The sequence below is a fragment of the Vibrio sp. 1S139 genome (assembly GCF_041439475.1).
Lineage (GTDB): Bacteria > Pseudomonadota > Gammaproteobacteria > Enterobacterales > Vibrionaceae > Vibrio > Vibrio crassostreae_C.
Genome location: NZ_JBGOOD010000037.1, coordinates 17,445 through 36,419 on the forward strand (window position 1 = coordinate 17,445; position 18,975 = coordinate 36,419).

17 protein-coding genes are annotated in these 18,975 nt (G+C 44.3%); 10 read left to right on the forward strand and 7 right to left on the reverse strand.

Annotation, left to right across the window (positions count from 1 at the left end):
- The first annotated feature begins 65 nt into the window (after positions 1-65).
- The 4 genes from hutW to ACED46_RS13570 all read left to right on the forward strand — a co-directional run bounded on the left by hutW (position 66) and on the right by ACED46_RS13570 (position 3,405).
- Positions 66-1,475: a heme anaerobic degradation radical SAM methyltransferase ChuW/HutW gene (hutW, locus tag ACED46_RS13555; RefSeq protein ID WP_371721689.1), complete on the forward strand. Its 1,410-nt coding sequence runs from the start codon at positions 66-68 to the stop codon at positions 1,473-1,475.
- Positions 1,476-1,523: 48 nt separating this feature from the next.
- Entirely contained in the window at positions 1,524-2,045 is a 522-nt protein-coding gene (gene hutX, locus ACED46_RS13560) for a heme utilization cystosolic carrier protein HutX (RefSeq protein ID WP_016784265.1), read from the forward strand.
- 155 nt (positions 2,046-2,200) lie between these two features.
- On the forward strand, positions 2,201-2,731 hold the full coding sequence (hutZ, locus tag ACED46_RS13565) for a heme utilization protein HutZ (protein WP_004731858.1): 531 nt from the start codon (positions 2,201-2,203) through the stop codon (positions 2,729-2,731).
- Positions 2,732-2,844: 113 nt separating this feature from the next.
- A complete protein-coding gene (locus tag ACED46_RS13570) occupies positions 2,845-3,405 on the forward strand; it encodes an ATP--cob(I)alamin adenosyltransferase (protein WP_048610703.1) in 561 nt (186 codons plus the stop codon).
- A gap of 94 nt (positions 3,406-3,499) precedes the next feature.
- On the opposite strand, the gene ACED46_RS13575 is transcribed toward ACED46_RS13570, so the two are convergent.
- Complete coding sequence (locus ACED46_RS13575) at positions 3,500-4,414, reverse strand: chemotaxis protein (protein WP_017062751.1); 915 nt, start codon at positions 4,412-4,414, stop codon at positions 3,500-3,502.
- A gap of 170 nt (positions 4,415-4,584) precedes the next feature.
- Here ACED46_RS13575 and ppiC point away from each other — a divergent pair, with 170 nt between their 5' ends.
- Positions 4,585-4,905 (forward strand): peptidylprolyl isomerase PpiC, encoded by a 321-nt coding sequence (ppiC, locus tag ACED46_RS13580; RefSeq protein WP_017630085.1) that lies wholly within the window; start codon positions 4,585-4,587, stop codon positions 4,903-4,905.
- Between the two features lie 283 nt (positions 4,906-5,188).
- Entirely contained in the window at positions 5,189-6,595 is a 1,407-nt protein-coding gene (locus tag ACED46_RS13585; protein ID WP_017062749.1) for an alpha-amylase family glycosyl hydrolase, read from the forward strand.
- Positions 6,596-6,723: 128 nt separating this feature from the next.
- Here ACED46_RS13585 and ACED46_RS13590 read toward each other — a convergent pair whose 3' ends face one another.
- The 4 genes from ACED46_RS13590 to ACED46_RS13605 form a co-directional block, all read right to left on the reverse strand.
- The gene (locus ACED46_RS13590; RefSeq protein WP_017062748.1) at positions 6,724-8,595 is read right to left on the reverse strand and encodes a methyl-accepting chemotaxis protein; all 1,872 of its coding nucleotides are present in this window, start codon (positions 8,593-8,595) and stop codon (positions 6,724-6,726) included.
- A gap of 434 nt (positions 8,596-9,029) precedes the next feature.
- Positions 9,030-10,400, reverse strand: coding sequence for a YjiH family protein (locus ACED46_RS13595; protein WP_371721690.1), 1,371 nt, complete (start codon positions 10,398-10,400; stop codon positions 9,030-9,032).
- 229 nt (positions 10,401-10,629) lie between these two features.
- Positions 10,630-11,304, reverse strand: a complete 675-nt coding sequence (locus ACED46_RS13600; protein ID WP_048610715.1) for a YoaK family protein — start codon at positions 11,302-11,304, stop codon at positions 10,630-10,632.
- 175 nt (positions 11,305-11,479) lie between these two features.
- The gene (locus ACED46_RS13605) at positions 11,480-11,962 is read right to left on the reverse strand and encodes a GFA family protein (protein ID WP_170926836.1); all 483 of its coding nucleotides are present in this window, start codon (positions 11,960-11,962) and stop codon (positions 11,480-11,482) included.
- A gap of 32 nt (positions 11,963-11,994) precedes the next feature.
- Here ACED46_RS13605 and ACED46_RS13610 point away from each other — a divergent pair, with 32 nt between their 5' ends.
- From ACED46_RS13610 to ACED46_RS13620, 3 genes are all read left to right on the forward strand, one after another.
- Positions 11,995-12,648: a hypothetical protein gene (locus tag ACED46_RS13610; protein WP_371721691.1), complete on the forward strand. Its 654-nt coding sequence runs from the start codon at positions 11,995-11,997 to the stop codon at positions 12,646-12,648.
- Between the two features lie 126 nt (positions 12,649-12,774).
- Positions 12,775-13,074 (forward strand): isoamylase early set domain-containing protein, encoded by a 300-nt coding sequence (locus tag ACED46_RS13615; RefSeq protein ID WP_009845720.1) that lies wholly within the window; start codon positions 12,775-12,777, stop codon positions 13,072-13,074.
- 276 nt (positions 13,075-13,350) lie between these two features.
- Positions 13,351-14,661 carry a peptidoglycan DD-metalloendopeptidase family protein gene (locus ACED46_RS13620; RefSeq protein WP_371721692.1) on the forward strand — a complete coding sequence of 437 codons (1,311 nt, stop codon included), beginning with the start codon at positions 13,351-13,353 and terminating at the stop codon, positions 14,659-14,661.
- Positions 14,662-14,767: 106 nt separating this feature from the next.
- Here ACED46_RS13620 and ACED46_RS13625 read toward each other — a convergent pair whose 3' ends face one another.
- Positions 14,768-16,612 (reverse strand): putative bifunctional diguanylate cyclase/phosphodiesterase, encoded by a 1,845-nt coding sequence (locus tag ACED46_RS13625; RefSeq protein ID WP_371721693.1) that lies wholly within the window; start codon positions 16,610-16,612, stop codon positions 14,768-14,770.
- 142 nt (positions 16,613-16,754) lie between these two features.
- Positions 16,755-17,651, reverse strand: coding sequence for a LysR family transcriptional regulator (locus ACED46_RS13630; protein WP_017068382.1), 897 nt, complete (start codon positions 17,649-17,651; stop codon positions 16,755-16,757).
- Between the two features lie 108 nt (positions 17,652-17,759).
- Here ACED46_RS13630 and ACED46_RS13635 point away from each other — a divergent pair, with 108 nt between their 5' ends.
- Positions 17,760-18,965 carry a multidrug effflux MFS transporter gene (locus ACED46_RS13635; protein ID WP_371721694.1) on the forward strand — a complete coding sequence of 402 codons (1,206 nt, stop codon included), beginning with the start codon at positions 17,760-17,762 and terminating at the stop codon, positions 18,963-18,965.
- The last annotated feature ends 10 nt before the right edge of the window (positions 18,966-18,975 follow it).

Genomic DNA, 18,975 nt, shown 5'->3' on the forward strand with positions numbered 1-18,975 from the left:
TGATTCTCTCAGTTTTTAGCGAATAGTCTTCCAGACTTTGCTATGTAAGTGTTTAGAGAGATTATATGAGTCTTGATATTTATAAATTTGACGAATCAATCTTGGGCATTTCTAGCCCTGATCCGCTTCGTTTTGCGTTTGCGAAAAAGCATTCTGCACACGCCGGAGGAAGTTCAATTCCGGTCGACCCCAGTAAGAAGTTAGAACTCTTTGACGAACTGATGCTGAGTGAAGGGAAAAAACAGGATAAGCGTTGCTTGTATATCCACATTCCTTTCTGTCGTGTGCGTTGTACGTTCTGCAATTTCTTCCAAAATGCCGCAAGCCGTAAATTGGTGGATGAGTATTTCGATGCACTGATGGTCGAGCTAAAGCAGAAAGCCAAAACACCTTGGGCTCAGTCTGGACTATTTCACGCTGTCTATATTGGTGGCGGAACTCCCACCGATTTGTCGCCTCAACAAGTTGAGCAGCTGGGTAAAGCGATTCGTCAATATTTCCCACTAGCAAACGATGTTGAGATGACATTGGAAGGGCGCATCAATCGATTTGGTGACGAGATGTTTGATCGTGCGCTTGAAGGTGGCTTCAATCGTTTCTCGTTCGGTATTCAAAGTTTCAATACTCAGGTTCGACGTAGTGCTAAGCGCCTAGATGACCGAGAGGTTGTGCTAGAACGTATCAGTTCACTAAGCCGCACCGAGCAAGCGCCAATCGTTCTTGATCTGATATACGGATTACCACACCAATCTATGGAAGTGTTCCAACAAGATTTAGAAGACTACATGTCTACTGGCGCACACGGCATTGACCTCTACCAACTGATTGTTGCGGGCAATGCACCTATGCTTAATCTTGTTGAGAAAGGAAAAATCCCACCGCCTGCGAATACGCCAGATAAGGCGAGCATGTATTTGGCGGCTGTGGAGTTCATGGCAAAAAATAAGGTCAAGCAACTGAGCGTAAACCACTGGACTCGTGATAACCGCGAACGCAGCATTTACAACAGCTTAGCGAAAACTTATGCCGAAGTTCTACCCATTGGTTGTGGCGCTGGTGGCAACATCGGCGGTCATGGTGTGATGCAGCATCGAACTTTAGACAGCTACATGGAGTCTATAAAGCAAGGTCAATTACCTATTGCCATGATGACTAAGCAAAGCTCATTAGAGCCTATCTTCTCAACATTAAAGGCAGGTTTCGATTCTGGTGTTGTTAGAAGAAGTACGCTACCGAGATTTATGGGGCAAGATACGTTCGACTACCTCAAGCCTTTGTTCGCGCATTGGGAAAAGAACGGTTTAGTTGAGCTTTCGGAAGATTATCTGAGCCTGACTATTGCTGGCAGCTTTTGGGCGGTAAGCCTAGCGCAGAGTGTGATTCAAGTGCTTAACGCTGAATACCAAGCTATGCACCCAGCGCCTAAAGCGTCAGGTTCGGGCGTACACCCGCATGCAAGTTTGAAGCACGCTTAATATCGAATTTTTAGTTTATAACTTACTCGTTTATACGGAACATATTCAATGACAGATACAACATTAGAAATGACAGAAACTCTAGAACAACGCGTAGCTCTAATTTTAGAAGAAGAGCCAAAACTACTGCCAACAGCAATTGCTGAGAAGCTAGGTGTTTCAGAGGTTGAAGTGGTTGCTGCTTTTCCAAACGACATGGCGGTAATGCTAGATGGCAGCCGTGCTCAAGAGATTCTAGAAGGTTTAGTGGGTTGGGGCCCTGTGACCACTATCGTGCATTCATTTGGTTCTATCTTTGAAGTTAAAGCGCCATTCCCGAAAGGTAAGGTAGCGCGTGGTTACTACAACCTAATGGGCAAAGAGGGCGAGCTTCATGGTCACCTTAAACTTGATAACGTTAAACATATCGGTTTGGTGAGCAAGGCGTTCATGGGTCGTGAAAGTCATTACTTCGGCTTCTTCAGTGAAACCGGTGAGAACATTTTTAAGATTTACCTAGGCCGTAACGAAAAGCGTGAGCTTATTGCCGACCAAGTAGAACGCTTCAAAGCGCTAAAAGAACAAGCTTAAGTTCAATTTACAGTAAATAATCAGCAGCAATCTTACATAGGGTTGCCAAGTGGCTTAAACAAGACATCAATGCTCGAGGATCGTTTAGTTCGCTAATGATCGCTCAACCTTGGGCAAAAATAATAAATCAGAGAAAGTGAAGAAAGGAATTACCCATGGAACAGCAAGTAAAACAAGAACGTCTACAAGGTCGCCTAGGTCCAGAAATTAAAGAGTTTCGCCAAGAGCGCCGTACCCTTCAACTTGCAACGGTTGATGAAGAAGGTCGCCCGAACGTAAGTTACGCACCGTTCGTTCAGAACCAAGAAGGTTACTTTGTTCTAATTTCTGATATTGCTCGTCATGCTCGTAACTTGAAAGCGAACCCTCAGGTATCTTTGATGATGATTGAAGACGAAGAGAGCTCGAAGCAGCTTTACGCACGTAAGCGTTTAACGTTTGATGCTCAAGCAAGTGTTGTGGAGCGTGAAACGGAACTTTGGACTCAAGTGATTGGCCAGATGCAAGAGCGTTTTGGTGAAATCATTGATGGTTTGAGCCAACTTCAAGACTTCTCTCTGTTTAACCTTAAAGCTGAGAACGGCCTGTTCGTTAAAGGCTTTGGTCAGGCATACCAAGTGTCAGGCGACGATCTGGTGGATTTCGTTCACCTACAAGAAGGTCACAAAAAAGTATCTAACGAGTAATCTCGTTTAATCGATTTCTTTAGGAGCCCTCCAATGTGAGGGCTTTTTTATGTCTAAATCAAAGAGTTTGGTATATTGGCGTTTGATGACTATTTATATGTAAGGATCGGTACGTGAAACCAGTAAGTCGAGATTGGGACGAGTTCTGTTACCCGTTTATTTATGAAGACAGTCCTATCTGTGATTTTGAGATTTTGTCGGATGAACTTTGTTGCCGAGTTGGATTGGTGTTGTCTTTAGAGCTAGAGCCTCAGGTTCGTGAGATCCTGCAACGCTTGCAGCCAAACATCTACCATTTGAATGGCTCTGTGCGCGGTAAGCTTGCCATCACCGAGTCTGAATTGGTCGAGCTCAAGCAAGATTATCATCGTATCCGTGAGCAGTTAGAAGGGGGGTTTAAAGGCTTTGTCTTACCCGGTGGACACCGAGTGTCTAGTGAACTTCACTTGTGTCGTTGTCAGGCTAAGAAAGTTGTGCGAGCTTTGGTGAGTATTGAACATCATGAAAGCAAAAAGTCGCCAGACCCGATTCTTTTTAAATACGCCAACCTAGTCGCGAACACTCTCTATGCATTGGCCTCTTTTACCAATCATGTGAATGAAGTCGAGGAAGTGGAATTTGTGAGTAAGAGCTACTCTATGCCGAAAAAGTCTATGCCAGAAAACAAAGACTAACGGTTAGCTCTATTCTTATTAAGATTTGAAGAAAGAAGAGACTAAGAAGCTAAACCATTGAGCACTATGCCAGGTTTAGCTTCTATAACAGAGCCTAAGCAGCCGTAGAGGCGCCGTTTAAGACTTTTGCGCCGCGTAGCATAGCTTCGATTAATTCACCCGCGTTGAACTTCTCAAGCGCTTCATGCGCCCCCACCTGATTAGCACGGTCGACACAGATCTCACTGGACAGTGAGGTATGCAAAATACAGTAAGCGTGACTTAAAGCGCTGTCGTTTTGCACTTCAAATGCAAGCTCATAACCATCTAATCCCGGCATCTCGATATCACTCACCAGAAGATCAATGGCATTGCCAGCGCTGGCTTGGCGTCGCATTAGGTCGATGGCATCTAAGCCGTTGTTACATATGCTGTAAGGGATGTTGATACTGTCTAAGGCATCAGATAACTGTTTACGTGCAATCAAAGAGTCATCCACTAATAAGATGTTCAATGCTTTGAGGCGTTCCCTTTCTACATCGGTCAGCATCGGGATATGAGCATTCTCATAAGCTGGGTAGATCTTAGAAAGCAGCAGTTCCACATCGAGCATTTGCACAATACGGTCTTCAAAACGTGTAATACCCGTTACAAACACATTGCGACCCACACTGGTGGGTGGAGATTCAATGCTCTTCCAGTCGCATTCAATGATTTTATCAATTGAACGAACCAAGAACGCCACAACTGTTCTCAAACAGTCAGTAACGATGAGTACACAATCTTGGTATTCAGCGGGTGTTATCGGACGGAAGCCAATCGCAGCGGACATATCAATCACAGGAACTGTAAGGTCGCGGATAGTCACTGTACCAATCACGTGATGATGGGAGTAGGGGATCTGAGTCATCGGCTGAAAAGGGACGATTTCTCTGACCTTAAGCGTGCCAATCGCAAAACTTTGAGTGAGGGACAACTTGAACATCAACATTCCCTGTGACTGACTCGCTTTACTGATCGGTTTGGCCATAAGTGGCTCCTACTTAATACGCGCTTAATTTATAAGGATTAATTTAAAGGGAAATGGAAGCCGCAGCAAGTCGCGATGCGGTTTTTAATGGCCTTTAAGGCAGTTGTTTTCGGTTATAGAGTGAAGAATAGCGGTTCTTGGGTTAAAATCACGCTAAATACTCGTTGTCGATGGTTAGTCGACAAGCAGACAGCAACAAACTGAGAATTATCATGGCAAGAACAGCAGCAGCGCTTCATATTCTGGTGAAGCATAAAGAACTAGCAGAAGACATCATGACGCAGCTTAAAAAGGGCGCTAAATTTCAAACGCTAGCGAAGAAACATTCAACCTGTCCATCTGGTAAAAAGGGCGGCGACCTAGGTGAGTTCAAAAAAGGTCAAATGGTGCCTCAGTTTGATAAGGTTTGTTTCTCTGGCGAGACGCTTGTACCACACCTTGTGAAAACAAAATTTGGCTGGCACGTCGTGAAGGTTCTTTACAGAACTTAGTTATAAATATGTGTTAGATTGAATAAAAGGAGCGTATATACGCTCCTTTTTTGTGACTTTTGTGCGCGTTTTAAAGCACTACGGTTGAGTGTTCATCCCAGACGTTATGCGATAATTGGTGCTACGCCCTCAACCATCCACCGTGAGTAATTGGTAGGAGGAGGAGGGTTTTTAATGAGTAACTCATATAATAAATGCCATTTTTGAGGAAATTTATTGCAGCTTTGCCTTTTAGCCTTTGCCTTTTCTAAAAAGCTGTAAACGAGTTTGGTAGGAGAACAACATGGAGAGTTCAGCTATGTTAAGCAAACCAGCGACAGATGTCATATTGCATGCCTTTGACTGGTGCTACGCTGACGTAATGAAGAACGCCCCACTGATCCAAGAGTTGGGTTATAAATCTGTTTTAGTATCACCGGCGATGAAATCGCTGCGCGGCCCTAAAGGTTGCGATCGAAATTCTGGTACTCAATGGTGGCAACGCTATCAGCCCCAAGACTATCGTGTGATCGATAATCAGTTGGGTGACACACAAGATTTTAAAGCGATGGTCGACACGTTAAAGCGACATGGGCTTCGTACTTATGTGGATGTGGTGTTTAACCACATGGCCAACGAATCGGGTATCCGCGGTGATCTAACGTATCCCAATCAGCAAGACATGGCGTCTTATCAAAAAGATGCTGACTATTATGAATCCATACGTTTGTTTGGTGACCTTTCTGAGCCTCTTTTTGATGAGAACGACTTCGTGGAAGCGTTTGGTATCAAGAACTGGAAAGACACGTGGGAAGTGCAAAACGGGCGTATTACCGGTGGCGCCAGCGATCCTGGCCTGCCAACGCTACTCGATAACGATAATGTGGTGGCACAACAAAGAGCCTACCTAAAAGCACTGAAAGAGATTGGTGTGAAAGGATTTCGCATTGATGCGGCAAAGCATATGACACTGGCACACCTACGCAAGGTGTGGACGGATGACATCTGCGAAGAAATGCACATCTTCGGTGAGATCATTACCGATGGCGGCGCGACAGAAGAAGAGTATGAGCTGTTCCTTGAGCCTTATCTTAAACACACTCGCTTAGGCGCTTACGATTTCCCGTTGTTCAACACCATCTTCAAAGCATTTGAAGAGCAGGGCAGCTTTAAGTCTTTGATTAACCCATACTGTTTTGGTCAGGCTCTGTCGAATATGCGAGCGATCACGTTTGCGGTCACTCATGATATTCCCAATAACGAGGTGTTTTTGGAGCATGTGATGGATGAAGTGGATGAGCGATTGGCTCATGCTTTCATTCTTGGTCGAGACGGCGGTGTGCCGCTTGTTTACAGTGAACTGAGCACCAGCGGTATTCTGGACAAGAGCGGTCAGCCTCGTTGGCTTAACGACTGGCAAGCGCCTTACATGAAAAGCATGATTCAATTCCATAACCATGTTCATGGCGAAGCGATGCGTGTGGTTGAAGCGAATGATGATTTGTTGGTGTTTGTCCGTGGCGATAAAGGCATTGTGGTGATCAACAAGTCGAAGCGAAGCAAAACAGCCTCATTAAATTGGACTGGTGCGGTAACCGATTTACTGTCGGATGATGTGTTTGAATGTGTTGGTAAGGATTTAACCATCAAGGTGGAATCGAACCAATGCATGATGTTAACGACGAATGAATTGAAGCCTGTCACGAGTTAACTTGGATAGACTAGAAAGAGAAGCCCCGCTTACTGGCAATCAGTAATCGGGGTTTTTTATTTTAAGCTATTGCTCGGTAACTAAACCAAATGGCGACTCAGCCAAACGGCAACTGAGCCAAACCTTGGTTAAACCGTAAACTTATTCAATAGCTCGTCTTGTTGGCGAACATTGTCAGTTTGCTGCTGCATTGCGGTATTCGCTTCTTGGGCCGCTGTTGATACTTGTGTTGAAAGGTCTTTGATCTTAACAGTGTTGTTATTGATCTCTTCCGCTACTAAGCTCTGCTCTTCTGCCGCTGAAGCAATCTGGATGTTCATATCTGAGATGCGTTGAATCGCGTCACGGATACGGTCAAGTGAAGAGTTCGCTTGCTGAGCGCGTTCAACGGCGTCAGTGGCTGTGTCTTTGCTTTGGTTCATCGCGTTCGATACTGAGCTTGCACCCGCTTGGAGCTGCTCGATCATGTTGCGGATTTCCGTAGTTGATTCTTGAGTACGTTGTGCCAGAGTACGAACTTCGTCGGCAACGACTGCGAAACCACGGCCTGATTCACCAGCACGCGCCGCTTCAATAGCCGCATTCAATGCCAGTAGGTTGGTTTGGTCTGCAATATCGTTGATTACTTTTAGAATTGTTTCGATGTTGGCTGTTGCTGATTCAAGTACTTGTACTTCGGCAACCGCTTGGTCGATACGTGCTGAAAGGTTATCAATCGCTTGAGTGGTGTCACTTACGACAGATGTGCCGTCTAGCGTTGCTTCGTCTGCTTCACGGGCTGCCGCTGCTGCGCCTTGAGCATTGTTTGCAACTTCAGTTGCAGTAACCGCCATCTCGTTCATTGCAGTCGCTAACTGTTCAAGCTCTTCCAGTTGGGTATTCATCGCTTTCGCTGATTCGCCTGCACCTTTAACCGTGATTTCAGTACCACGCTTAATTTCAACACCAATCGCTTTCGATTGAATGATCTGATTTTGCAGGTTTTCAGTAAAGGTGTTGAAACCTTTCGCTAGGTCAGAGAACTCTTGGTCTGTGTTGGTATCTAGGCGCTTAGTTAAATCACCTTGACCGCTCGCCACATCTTGAATGGCTTGGTTAAGCGCATCCAGTGGACGCATTAACACACGAATCAGAACAGTCAGTGCAATGATGCTGAGAATAACTGCAATCAACGAGTAGATCATTGAGCTGTTCTTCAATTCTTCAACGGTTTGGAACGCGATCTCTTCATCCAGGATGGCACCTATATACCAATCTTCACTAGGGATGTGGGTGAAATTAACTAGGAACATTTTGCCGTCGACTTCAATTTCTTGAGAGCCTTCACGAATAGTCGCTTGTGGCATGTAGCTTGATAGCGTTTCACCGTTGTTTTTCGCATTTGGGTGAGCAATCGTGGTGCCGTCGGCTGTTACTAGGAACAGGTAACCCGCATCAAACAAGTTCACTTGGTTGACCAAGGTAGCAAGGTTCGTCAATTCTAGGTCGTAGAACATACCCGCAGTAAAGCGGCCGTTGTCTTTAACTGGAGTACCTACTGATATGATGACTTTCTTACTTGATGCATCCACATAAGGAGCGGTAACAACTAAACTGTTTTTGGATTTAGCATCAATGTACCAAGGACGAATTCGTGGGTCGTAGTCTGGACCGGCATCCCAACCATCATCATTTTCAATAACGAAACCGTTTGCTTCATAACCAAAACCAACCGCTAGGAAGCTGTTTTTAAGCTTTGGCTTTTCTAAGATTTCTTTAACGTAAGCGCGATCTTCAGGGTTGATCTCGATGACTTCAGTCGTCGATTGAGCCAACGCTTTCTTGGCGTTCATCTCCGATACGACGGTATTTTTCACGCCCGAGACCATCTCTTTCAGGCTCGCATTGACGTGGTTTTCTACTGCACTTCTTACAGTGTAAAGTTGTTGTATTGAAAGCAATGATACTGTCACTAGCAGCAAGGCTGATGATGCAGCAACCACCTTATGGCTAAATTTCATTGAGTTTTCCCCTTCTCACAGGCTTTGCGAAGACTAAAGTTAATCGTGTTTTTGTAATTATATATATCGACTAGATTGGATTTTACTTGAATGTAATTTCACAAAATAGACTACAAAAATACAACAACCTAAACAATGCAAAATTCACTAAAGCGCATATTTGTTGCTTTTAGTATTTGGTTCAATAAGTTGGGGAATGGGGCTAGACGGAGTTTAAGGAGGAATTAAGAATGTATTAATTTGATAGTTATGCGTTCAGTTTTCTATTAAAAAGAGGCGGGGTGAACAAACGATATGAAATCAAATGACATGCAGAGCTTATAAATTAATTGAACTCCAAATAATACTGTGTATATATTTCGCAAATAAAAAGCCCCACAAAAGTGAGGCTTTATAAACTGAATCTTTATTGAGTTACATAAGTAGTATCTAATTTAGAATATTAGATGCGCTACACCAGCGATAACTGGAAGCGTAATTAACGTACGTAGAATAAAGATAATAAACAGTTCTAAGATGTTCACTGGAATCTTACTGCCTAGAAGTAGAGCGCCCACCTCAGACATGTAGATCAGCTGAGTTACCGACATTGCTGCAATAACAAAGCGAGTCATCTCGTTGTCGATAGAAGCCGCAAGGATTGCTGGGATAAACATGTCCGCAAAACCAACAACAATCGTTTCAGATGCTGCAACCGCTTCAGGAACACCAAGTAGCTCTAGGAATGGAATGAAAGGCTGACCTAGGATTGAGAACACAGACGTGTATTCCGCAATAACCAGTGCCATTGTACCTAAACCCATAACAACAGGCAGTACGCCAAATACCATATCTACGGCGTTACGAACGCCTTCGCCAAATACAGATTTAGCCGACTTTACTTGAGATGCTTTATTTACCGCTAGCTCAAGACCCCAAGAGAACGTTGAGTGACCTGCTGGGATCGCGTCAGCGTCTTTGTGCGGCTTGCTGCCATCAATGAAAGTATCTTTCTTCATGCTTAGTGGTGGAAGGCGAGGGATGATCACCGCTGCCACAATACCCGCTAAACAGATTGCTGCGTAGAAAGGTAGGAACAGGTGCTCTAGTTCTACCTGAGCAATAACCACAAGACTGAATGTGATAGATACTGCTGAGAAAGTCGTACCAACAACCGCAGCTTCACGCTGAGTGTAGAATTTCTTCTCGTACTGTTTGCTTGTAAGCAGGATACCAACACTGCCGTCACCCAACCAAGAAGCCATACAGTCAATAGCACTGCGGCCTGGTAGGTTGAAGATTGGACGCATGATTTTACTTAGTAGCGTGCCAAACAGCTCTAGTAGACCAAAGTTAAGTAGAAGCGGAAGTAGCAAACCAGCAAAGATGAATACTGAGAACAGTGTCGGAAGCAGGCCTTCTAGAACCAGACCACCAGTATTTTCTTCCCAAATAACCTCAGGGCCAACTTGGAAGAAAGCCATAACGGCTGCAGCACCACCAATTAAACGAACCAGCAACCACAGTGGAGATGGGTTGAAAAGGCCGTTTAAAAATGAATTTGATGTAATGAATGTAGGCTTAAAAATGGTGCTTAAAACTGAAGCTACAGACATGAAAGCAACGATCGCAGTGATGATAGGGACTAGATATTCACCGAAAACCGCTTGAATTGATTTAGCTAGAATAGCGACAGGGATCGTTAGATCACCTTGGTAGCTGATTGGTGCCATGAAAAGGAATAAACCAATCAGAGATGGGATTAAGAAAACCCAGAAACTGCCTTTAGATTTCTCTGGTTGAGCAGTATTCGTGTTGTTAGACATGTTAATTGTTCTCGTATTTCTACATGTAAAAAAGCCACATCCTTGGCGTTTTTATTCTCTAAACATCCGTATTTTCTCATTGGCTGCAAGATTACCCAGTATTGATAGTGCTTGCAATACTATTCATCAAATATCGCTAACTATTCACACTGGTTATTCTGCAACTCATTAATAGTTTAGAATAAAGTGTTGCGGATGTTACGTAATTTGAGGATATCTTGCCAGATATTTATAAATTGACTGGCGTTTCAGTTCGATAGGTCAGGTAGAGCCAGTAGCTAAATGCGATAATGAAGGCGAAAGAGGCAGGAAAAGCCAGAGCCAAAATTTCAAAGCGCTGGAACAGACAAGCACCGCTTAAACCACCAAACAGAAAGCCAACCACAATGAACATCAGCAGTTTGGCTTTACGACGGTCAAAAGGCATCCCCTTTAAGCGAGCGCCAATCATGATCCCAAGATCGGTAATGATCCCGCTCATGTGTGTTGTTCGAATGATTGCCCCGCTGTAAGTGGTGATCATCGCGTTCTGCAAACCACACGCGGCTGAAGCGAAATACTGACCTGAAGTATAGCCTTGCAACAGTGTCCACAGCGCCAAAAACAGCAATCCACCCTCAATACATAGTGCAACACCGTAACGGCGTCCTAACTTCAATGCTTGGTTTTCAATAAAGAACCCGCTGAACGCCGCACCTAACATGAAGCTCATGATCACCAATAGGAGGTGAACAGAAGCCGAGGTCGGTGTAAGCAGGCTACTGCCTAGCAAAGACATGGTGCCGGAGATATGGGAGATAGCTTGATGTTGGAAGCCAAGTAAGCCGATAGCATTAACACTGCCAGCAAGACCAGCTAACAAAAGGGCGCCGTATTCAACCCAGCGAGGTAACTTAGAAATCATGTGGTTCACCCTGGGTTAAATAGAGGAGCAAGATTATAACGCTAGACAAAAGATACGCTAGCGCTGTGAAGCGGTGATATTTGATCTTAGGCAACAGTATTGCAGTTTGTTTTAATACTGTTGCTATATAAAGATAACGGTCAATAACGAGATAAAGATAACGCTCAATGACGAACTAGTTATAATGGCTCATTTGGTGGTCGAACTTAACCCAACCGTGTTTGCGTTCTTCATAAACCGAAAAGCTCGGCAGTGGGAAGTCTTGCTCTTTAAATAATCCGAGCGGGACGATATAAAAATCAGCGGCGGCAACCGACTGCAAAAGCATGGTGGTGCCACACTTGGGACAAAACTGATAGGTGACTTCATTACCCGTATCGCTGATGCGTGAAAAAGAGGTCACTTCACCGCTGAGTGTAACTTGTTCTATTGGGAACCGAGCCTGAACGCCGAACACACTTCCGGTGCGTTTCTGACACTCATAGCAATGGCAGACAGATGTACGTTGAGGTTCACCTCGGCATACTAGGTTGACTGCTCCACAGCGGCATTCGCAACTTCTGATATTTCTGTCTTTAATATGATTGATATCCATCCATGCTCCACTTCTGGTTAACCCTGTATTGATAATTATACTAAAGCCCTTTATGGTCTGCACAACTGGATGAAAACAAAAGAATATAATTGCCCATGAAAAAGAAAATCTTACCTATCCCTCTGATTCTACTGATTCCAATTGTCATGCTGGTTGTGGTGATAGTAGCGGGTATTTATCGCTTTAGCTTAAGTGATGAAGAGATCTTGGCGAAGTTTCCTTCTTCTCAAGTGAGTTATGACCCAGTCGTAGAAACCGTTTTTGATTTGAAGACGACCAATCCATGGATAATTAAAGTTCCTGAGACTAACGCCTACGCTTTTATCAATGAAGTTGATGAGCCTAGAGCCATCGCGTTTGGACGCTATGACTCAGGTGTTGAGCGCGGTGTGGTAACGGTAGACACCAATAATCTTTCAGCCGCCACGTTGGGCAAGGCGAGTTTCTTTGTCGCGCCGATGTGGATATCTAACCAAGGCAGCGGTGTTTTCTATTATCTAGGCCTGTTTAAGCATGACCAGCAACGAAGCCGTGTGGTGTTAGTCGACCAACTTTTACTGGGTGATCGTATACAAATTCAGACATTGGAGGTAGCTCAGCAGCCAGGTTCGCAATCACAGAATAAACTTACTGGGGAAGGTTTTATCGGCTTTACTCAGCATTCTGCGGAACAATCATTTGCAGAACCCCCTTCTGAAAAGGTGTTAATGAGTTTTTCTTTTGATACGCAATCAATTGGTAAGCAATAACGTTTTCGTGAATGTAAGGATCTGTTGTTTATGTGAGCTAAATTACATATTATCTTAATTAGATGAATGAAATTTAGACACTCCTTATGCTTGGTGTCTGCCTATTTTTACAAATGGAGCTTGCGAATGATTAATAAACGTTTTTTTAAGACGAAAGATGAAGTTGAAGTGACCTTCGAGCTAGAAGCTCAAGAAGCGAACTCTGTATCCATCGTTGCTGACTTTCTTGATTGGAAAGCCACCCCAATGAAAAAACTGGCCAAAGGTAAGGTTTACAAGTTTAAAACTCGCCTACCTAAAGATGGCGAGTTTCAATTCCGCTACCTAGTTGATGACCAACAATGGGTGAACGATGCGAATGCCGATCGTTACATCCCAAATGAATTTGGTGAAGACAACTGCCTAGTGTCGACGGTAAACGCATAATCTTTTCTTAAAACCAGCGACTAATTCGCTTCGTTTATTAATTATTCGAAACGGAATAACGTCAACCAATAGAAAGCAGAAACTAGCCGTTTCTGCTTTTTTATTTTTAAATTTAGCGGTTAATTTTATTTCTTATCTAGTGGCTCTTCATCTACGGCAACTCAATGACTTAGGCTAAGTTGGGAAGATTCACATCATATTATGACAATGCATTGATGATTTATGCGTTTGAAAAGCATATCCTATGCCTTTATATCGTAGAAAGACCTGTTTACCGTGTATTCAAAAATATTTCCCTCTCCGTTTGCTGAGCTTTCACCTGTAAAAAAAGTAGCTATTTTGGGACTGCCACTTATTGCTGCGATTGGTGTTGCTTTGCAATCGTCACAATCGGATCTGACGAAAACGATCGATCTTGATTTGCCCGACTCAACCGTGATTGAGTCAATTCTGTCACCTTCTTCTGTTACTGTTATCGAACCGCCAACGTTTGAGCACCAAATTCAATCTGGCGATAACTTGAGTAGCATCTTCACTCAGCTTGGATTTTCTTACAAATCGATGATGAGCGTGATGGAAACTGATTTGAACTTCCTTGCTTTAGATACGCTTCGTCCGGGTAATACATTACGCTTTTGGCGTGATGAAGCGACCGGCGACCTTTCTAAAATGGAACTTCAATTTAGCGTCGCGGACAAAGTGGTTTACCGATTACTTGATGACGGCAGCTACGAATTCGAAGACATCTCTATTCCAGGTGAATGGAAGCAAAAACCTCTCGTGGGTGATATTCATGGCAGCTTCTCAATGTCGGCGAATAAAGCTGGCCTGAACAGCCTTGAGATTGACCATATTGTGACTCTTCTTAAAGACAAGCTGAACTTCAGCCGCGACCTACGTGCTGGCGATCAGTTTGAAGTGCTTCAAAAAGCGCAATATGTTGATGGTGTTGCAACCGGAAAACGTGAAATTGAAGCAATTAAGATCATGAATCGTAACCGCGTTGTGTCAGCATACTTACACACCGACGGACAATATTACGATGCTAATGGCGATAGCCTTCAACGTGCTTTCCAACGTTACCCAGTGAGCAGTAGCTGGCGTCAGAGTTCTCAATTTAACCCTAAACGTCTACACCCTGTGACTGGCCGAATCTCACCGCACAACGGTACGGATTTCGCGACACCAATTGGCACACCTGTTCAAGCAACGGGTGATGGCAAAGTGATCATGACGCGTAAACACCCTTATGCGGGTAACTATGTGGTGATTCAACACGGTAGCACTTATAAAACGCGCTACTTGCACTTAAGCAAGATCCTTGTTCGTAAAGGACAAACGGTATCTCGTGGTCAACGTATTGGCCTATCGGGTAAAACGGGTCGAGTGACAGGTGCTCACTTGCACTATGAACTGATCGAACGTGGTCGCCCTGTTGATGCGATGAAAGCGAATATCCCAATGGCCGATTCTGTGCCTAAAAAGGAAAAAGCGACATTCACAGCCGCGAGAGATGAAGCCGACAAGCTATTGAAGGCAGCGTTAGAAACGCGCAATCTAGCAATGGTTAATAATGCTAGTAAGTAGCTAGCCATTAAACTGTTTTAAAGCCGCAAGAGCATCACAAAGCACAGTCAGTGTTAAGTGATGCTCTTGCGGCTTTTTAGTTCTCAATAGAAGGTTCGGTAAGGGTTTAAACTAAAGGCTCTGAGTGCGCGACATAGCTAACGATAGCTTCAGGTCGCATTGGAGGTGAGTAGAGGTAACCTTGGATCTTGTCACATCCCATCGCGTGCAGCTTTTCTAATTGCTCACGCTTCTCAACACCTTCCGCAACCAAAGATACATCGAGTCTATGGGCCAGTTGAACAATCAGCCATACTACGCTCTCTGAGGTCGAACTAGTTAACAAGTCTCGAATAAAGGTCGCATCAATTTTAATGCAATCGATAGGGTAGCTGTGGATGTAGTTCAAACTGGAGTAGCCTGTACCAAAGTCGTCGAGTGCAATCGTGAAGCCTTGTCCTCTCAGAAAGTTAAGCGCGGATTTTGTCTCTTGTGTTGGCGATAACAGAACGGTTTCGGTTAACTCGATAACAAACTCATTCGCCTTAAAATGGTGCTGTTCAATGGTTCGAGTCAGGTAGGATATATAACGTTTCGAATCAGTAAGCTCGTGCGCAGAGCAGTTGATTCCAAGTTTAACCTTGTAGCCCAAGCCTTGCTCTAGTGTGGTTTTAGCGCGGCACACCAATTCAATAATGCGTTCACCTAATTCGACAATTAGCCCTGACTCTTCTGCCACTTGAATAAACTCTACGGGTGAGATGTCTCCATGTCTGGCGGTTTTCCAGCGAGTCAGTACCTCGAAATATTCCCATTGCGTTTCACCTTGACCCACAATCGGCTGTACCACTACGTACATTCCATTGCTGTCGGGGATATAGCTTTGTGAAATTGGGTTTTCCAGCTCACTTCGTAGCGCTGCGACTAGCTCGGTTTTTCTTTGGTAACGAACTCTTAAGTGAGTGTCATAACATTGAATATGAGTATCTTGGCTGTGTTTACACTCTTTAAGCGCCAAGCTGGTATTGAAGATGATTTGCTCAACGTCTTTGTTGTCTCCATCCGAACTGGCAATACCGATGCTGACGTCGAAATCTATCTTGATATCAACGCTACTGTAGCCCTGCTTAATTTTGGCCAGTATTTGTTCGCACACGGCTATCGGATCAGAATGGTAGGTGATGAAGGCGAACTCGTTGCCAGCAGTCCGGAAAGTCAGGTTGCTTTCGGGTAAGGTTCTCCGCAAGGTTTCTGCGACAAATTGAAGTACTTTATCGCCAATATAATTGCCGTGCATGTCATTAATGGCTTTGAAGCTATTGATATCGAGTAAAGCCAATGTAAACGGAGTGACGCTCTGTTGAGTAATCGACTCTAAGGTATCTGATAAACAGCTTCGGTTGAGTAACCCGGTTAGGCTGTCGTGTGACACCTCATAACTAAGCTGATTTACAAGTTGTTCGGAACGATCGTTAAACCACATTTCACGCAAGGTGTGGATGATGATGTCGGCGAACAATTGATGGTGCTTTACCACGTCTTGTTGCTGATCAGGGCTAAGAGGCGAGGTGAACGTTGAAAACAGCACGCCCATCACTTCGCCACTTTGAGTTCGAGTCGGGATCGCGATGGAGTTTTGTGAGGTGATTTCCTGCCTAAATGCCGATGTTGGCAATGACTGGACGATGTAATGAGCAAATGAGCAATCTGGGTGTCTTTGATTGACGGCTTGTTGGTAGATGTGACCATGGCGCGCATTGATTTTGTCATGTAATACATGATCAGAATGGGCGATCACCAAAGGAACGGTTTGGTCAGGGAAGTACTTCTTCTCAATGATGCTAGTGTATTGAGTATCAAAGGTCTGATGTAAAGTAAGCACAGCTGACTCTAAAAGGTCGATACCTTCCAATTTCAGCAAACGGCCAATGCGCTCTGTGTCTATCATGCTATTGTGCGTATGTTGAGTCATAGCCACTACCCCTAGTTAACCAGATTCACTGTGTAAGCGGTATACGTATTATCTTGTATATGTGCGGACTTGTATAATCTATATGCGTCAAGTTTATTATTGGCCGTGTTGTATAACTTTTCAAATTAAAATGTGACTTATTTCACAGAGCTTGCGTGCTACGCTCTTTGTCTAGCCTGTCTTTCAGATGGTCCAAAAAGAGCTTGGTTCGCGTGTGCGAGTAATCAAGCTTAGGGTAGTACGCGTAAACCATCACTTCGTCGGCGGTAATATTTGGCAATACTGGAACTAATGTCCCTTGCTTTAGATCCTCTTTGATCATCGCTTTGATGGTTAACAGTACGCCCATTCCTCGCTTCGCAGCATGAAACAAAGCCTCTGGATTAGTGGTCGCAAAGTTACCGTTTAACGTTATTCGCTGCCCTTTGGTGAGTGCTACTTCACGGGTCGGACGCTCTCCCCAAATTAACGAGTTGTGTTGCTCCAAATCTTGCTCGCAAGTGGGGTAGCCGTGTTTGGCAAGATAGCTTGGTGCTGCATAGAAGCTGGCTCTGTGTTCAAACAGCGGTGTTTTCTTGAAGCTTAATGAGTTGAGTTGTTCTAGTTCACGACTGATTACCAAGTCCAAGCCAAGCTCGGGTAATTGACCGGGCGTAGTGGTGATGAGTTGTACCTTAATATCAGGGTACTTTTCTAAGAAGTCGTCCATGTATTGCACCAGAAACTTAGAGCCAACCGCAATCGTAGCGCCAATCTTTAATAGGCCTGCTGGGGTTTGGTTAACCGAGCGAGTCTCATCAATTATGGACTGCCAATTGTCGAGCTGATCCTTGGCTCGCAGGTAAAAGAGCGCACCTGCTTCGGTTTGGCTAATTGATCGCGTGGTGCGCTTTAACAGTTGGGTGCCTATGCGCTCTTCTAGCCAGTTCACTCTTTTGCTGATCGCCGAGCTGGTGGTGTTAAGTTTTCGAGCAGCACCATTGAAGCTACCTTCTTCCACTACTCTGACATAGCTTTTTACGTTAAGAATCCAATCCATATTATTTCCTGTTAGGACTTAATAAAATTCCAATTTAGCTAATTATCAATTATTGGTTTTGAATGTAAACTCATCTAATGAACAAATATCAAACGAATAGGGAATTTTTTGAGCCAATCGACCTTTAAAAAAACGCCGTTACTCTTAGCAATGATGATTATTGCTACGGGGCAGGTGGGTGTGAGCATCTACTTGCCAGCATTGCCGTTAATTGCTTCTGACTTAAGTGCTACTCAAGTAGATGTACAGCTGCTCGTCACGCTGTTTCTGGTGGGTTTTGGCTTGTCTCAGCTATTTTACGGACCGATGTCCGATGCGGTGGGAAGAAGACCTATTTTCTTGTTAGGTCAGGGTGTTTATTTGATTGGTACAGTCGTTTGTGTTGTGTTTTCTGACAATATGACGGCGCTAGAAGTTGGTCGCTTGCTACAAGGTTTAGGGGCGGGTAGTGCCTCGGTTCTTGGGCGAAGTGTGCTTCGTGACAGTTATGATGGCCCTCAGCTAACTAAAGCCTTGTCTTATATTTCTCTGACCGCTTCGATCATGCCGATCATTGCGCCGGTATTCGGTGGTTGGATTTCATTTCACCTCGGTTGGCAGGCGGTGTTCCTGTTCGTTTTATTGTATCTACTAGCGATATTCACACTGGGTTACTTTGTTCTGCATGAAACTTTGCCATACGGAAAGAGCCGCTTTGATGCGTGCCAAGTGGTGAAGAACTACGGACGCTTGTTGACCAATCGCCAAGTGTTGACCAGTGCCAGTTACAACTGGATGAGCTACATGGCGAGTTTGGTATCGCTATCGTTGTTTCCATTCTTAATGCAAGAGCAATTGGGGCTGACCGCCGCTGAATATGGTTCATTAATGATTGTCCCTTCGGCAGGCTTACTGATAGGTAGCGTCGCTTTAAACTTACTCAATCGTAGGTTTAGTACGCCCCAACTGATGAGCCTAGCTATTTTGATTATCTTGGCATCGGGAACTTGGCTTCTTACTCATGAGTTATCCATCTTTAACTTAGTTTGGGCGTTTACTTGGTTGGCGATAGCACAAGGCATCTCGTTCCCATTATCAATCAGCATGTTATTAGAACCTCATAAGAAACAAGCGGGCGCAGTGTCGGCATTGTCTGGCTCAATTCAGATGTGTTTAGCGGGTTTATTGGGTGGGTATCTGGTAGAAAGTTGGGTCACGACTCATCTACAGTTAGGCGTGTTCTACCTCATTATTGGCGCAGCCATGGGCGGAGTGCTTTGGTCTTCAACCGAAATGAACAACAAAGGCGATACTGTTGAAGTGGAATATAGCTAAACACTAAATT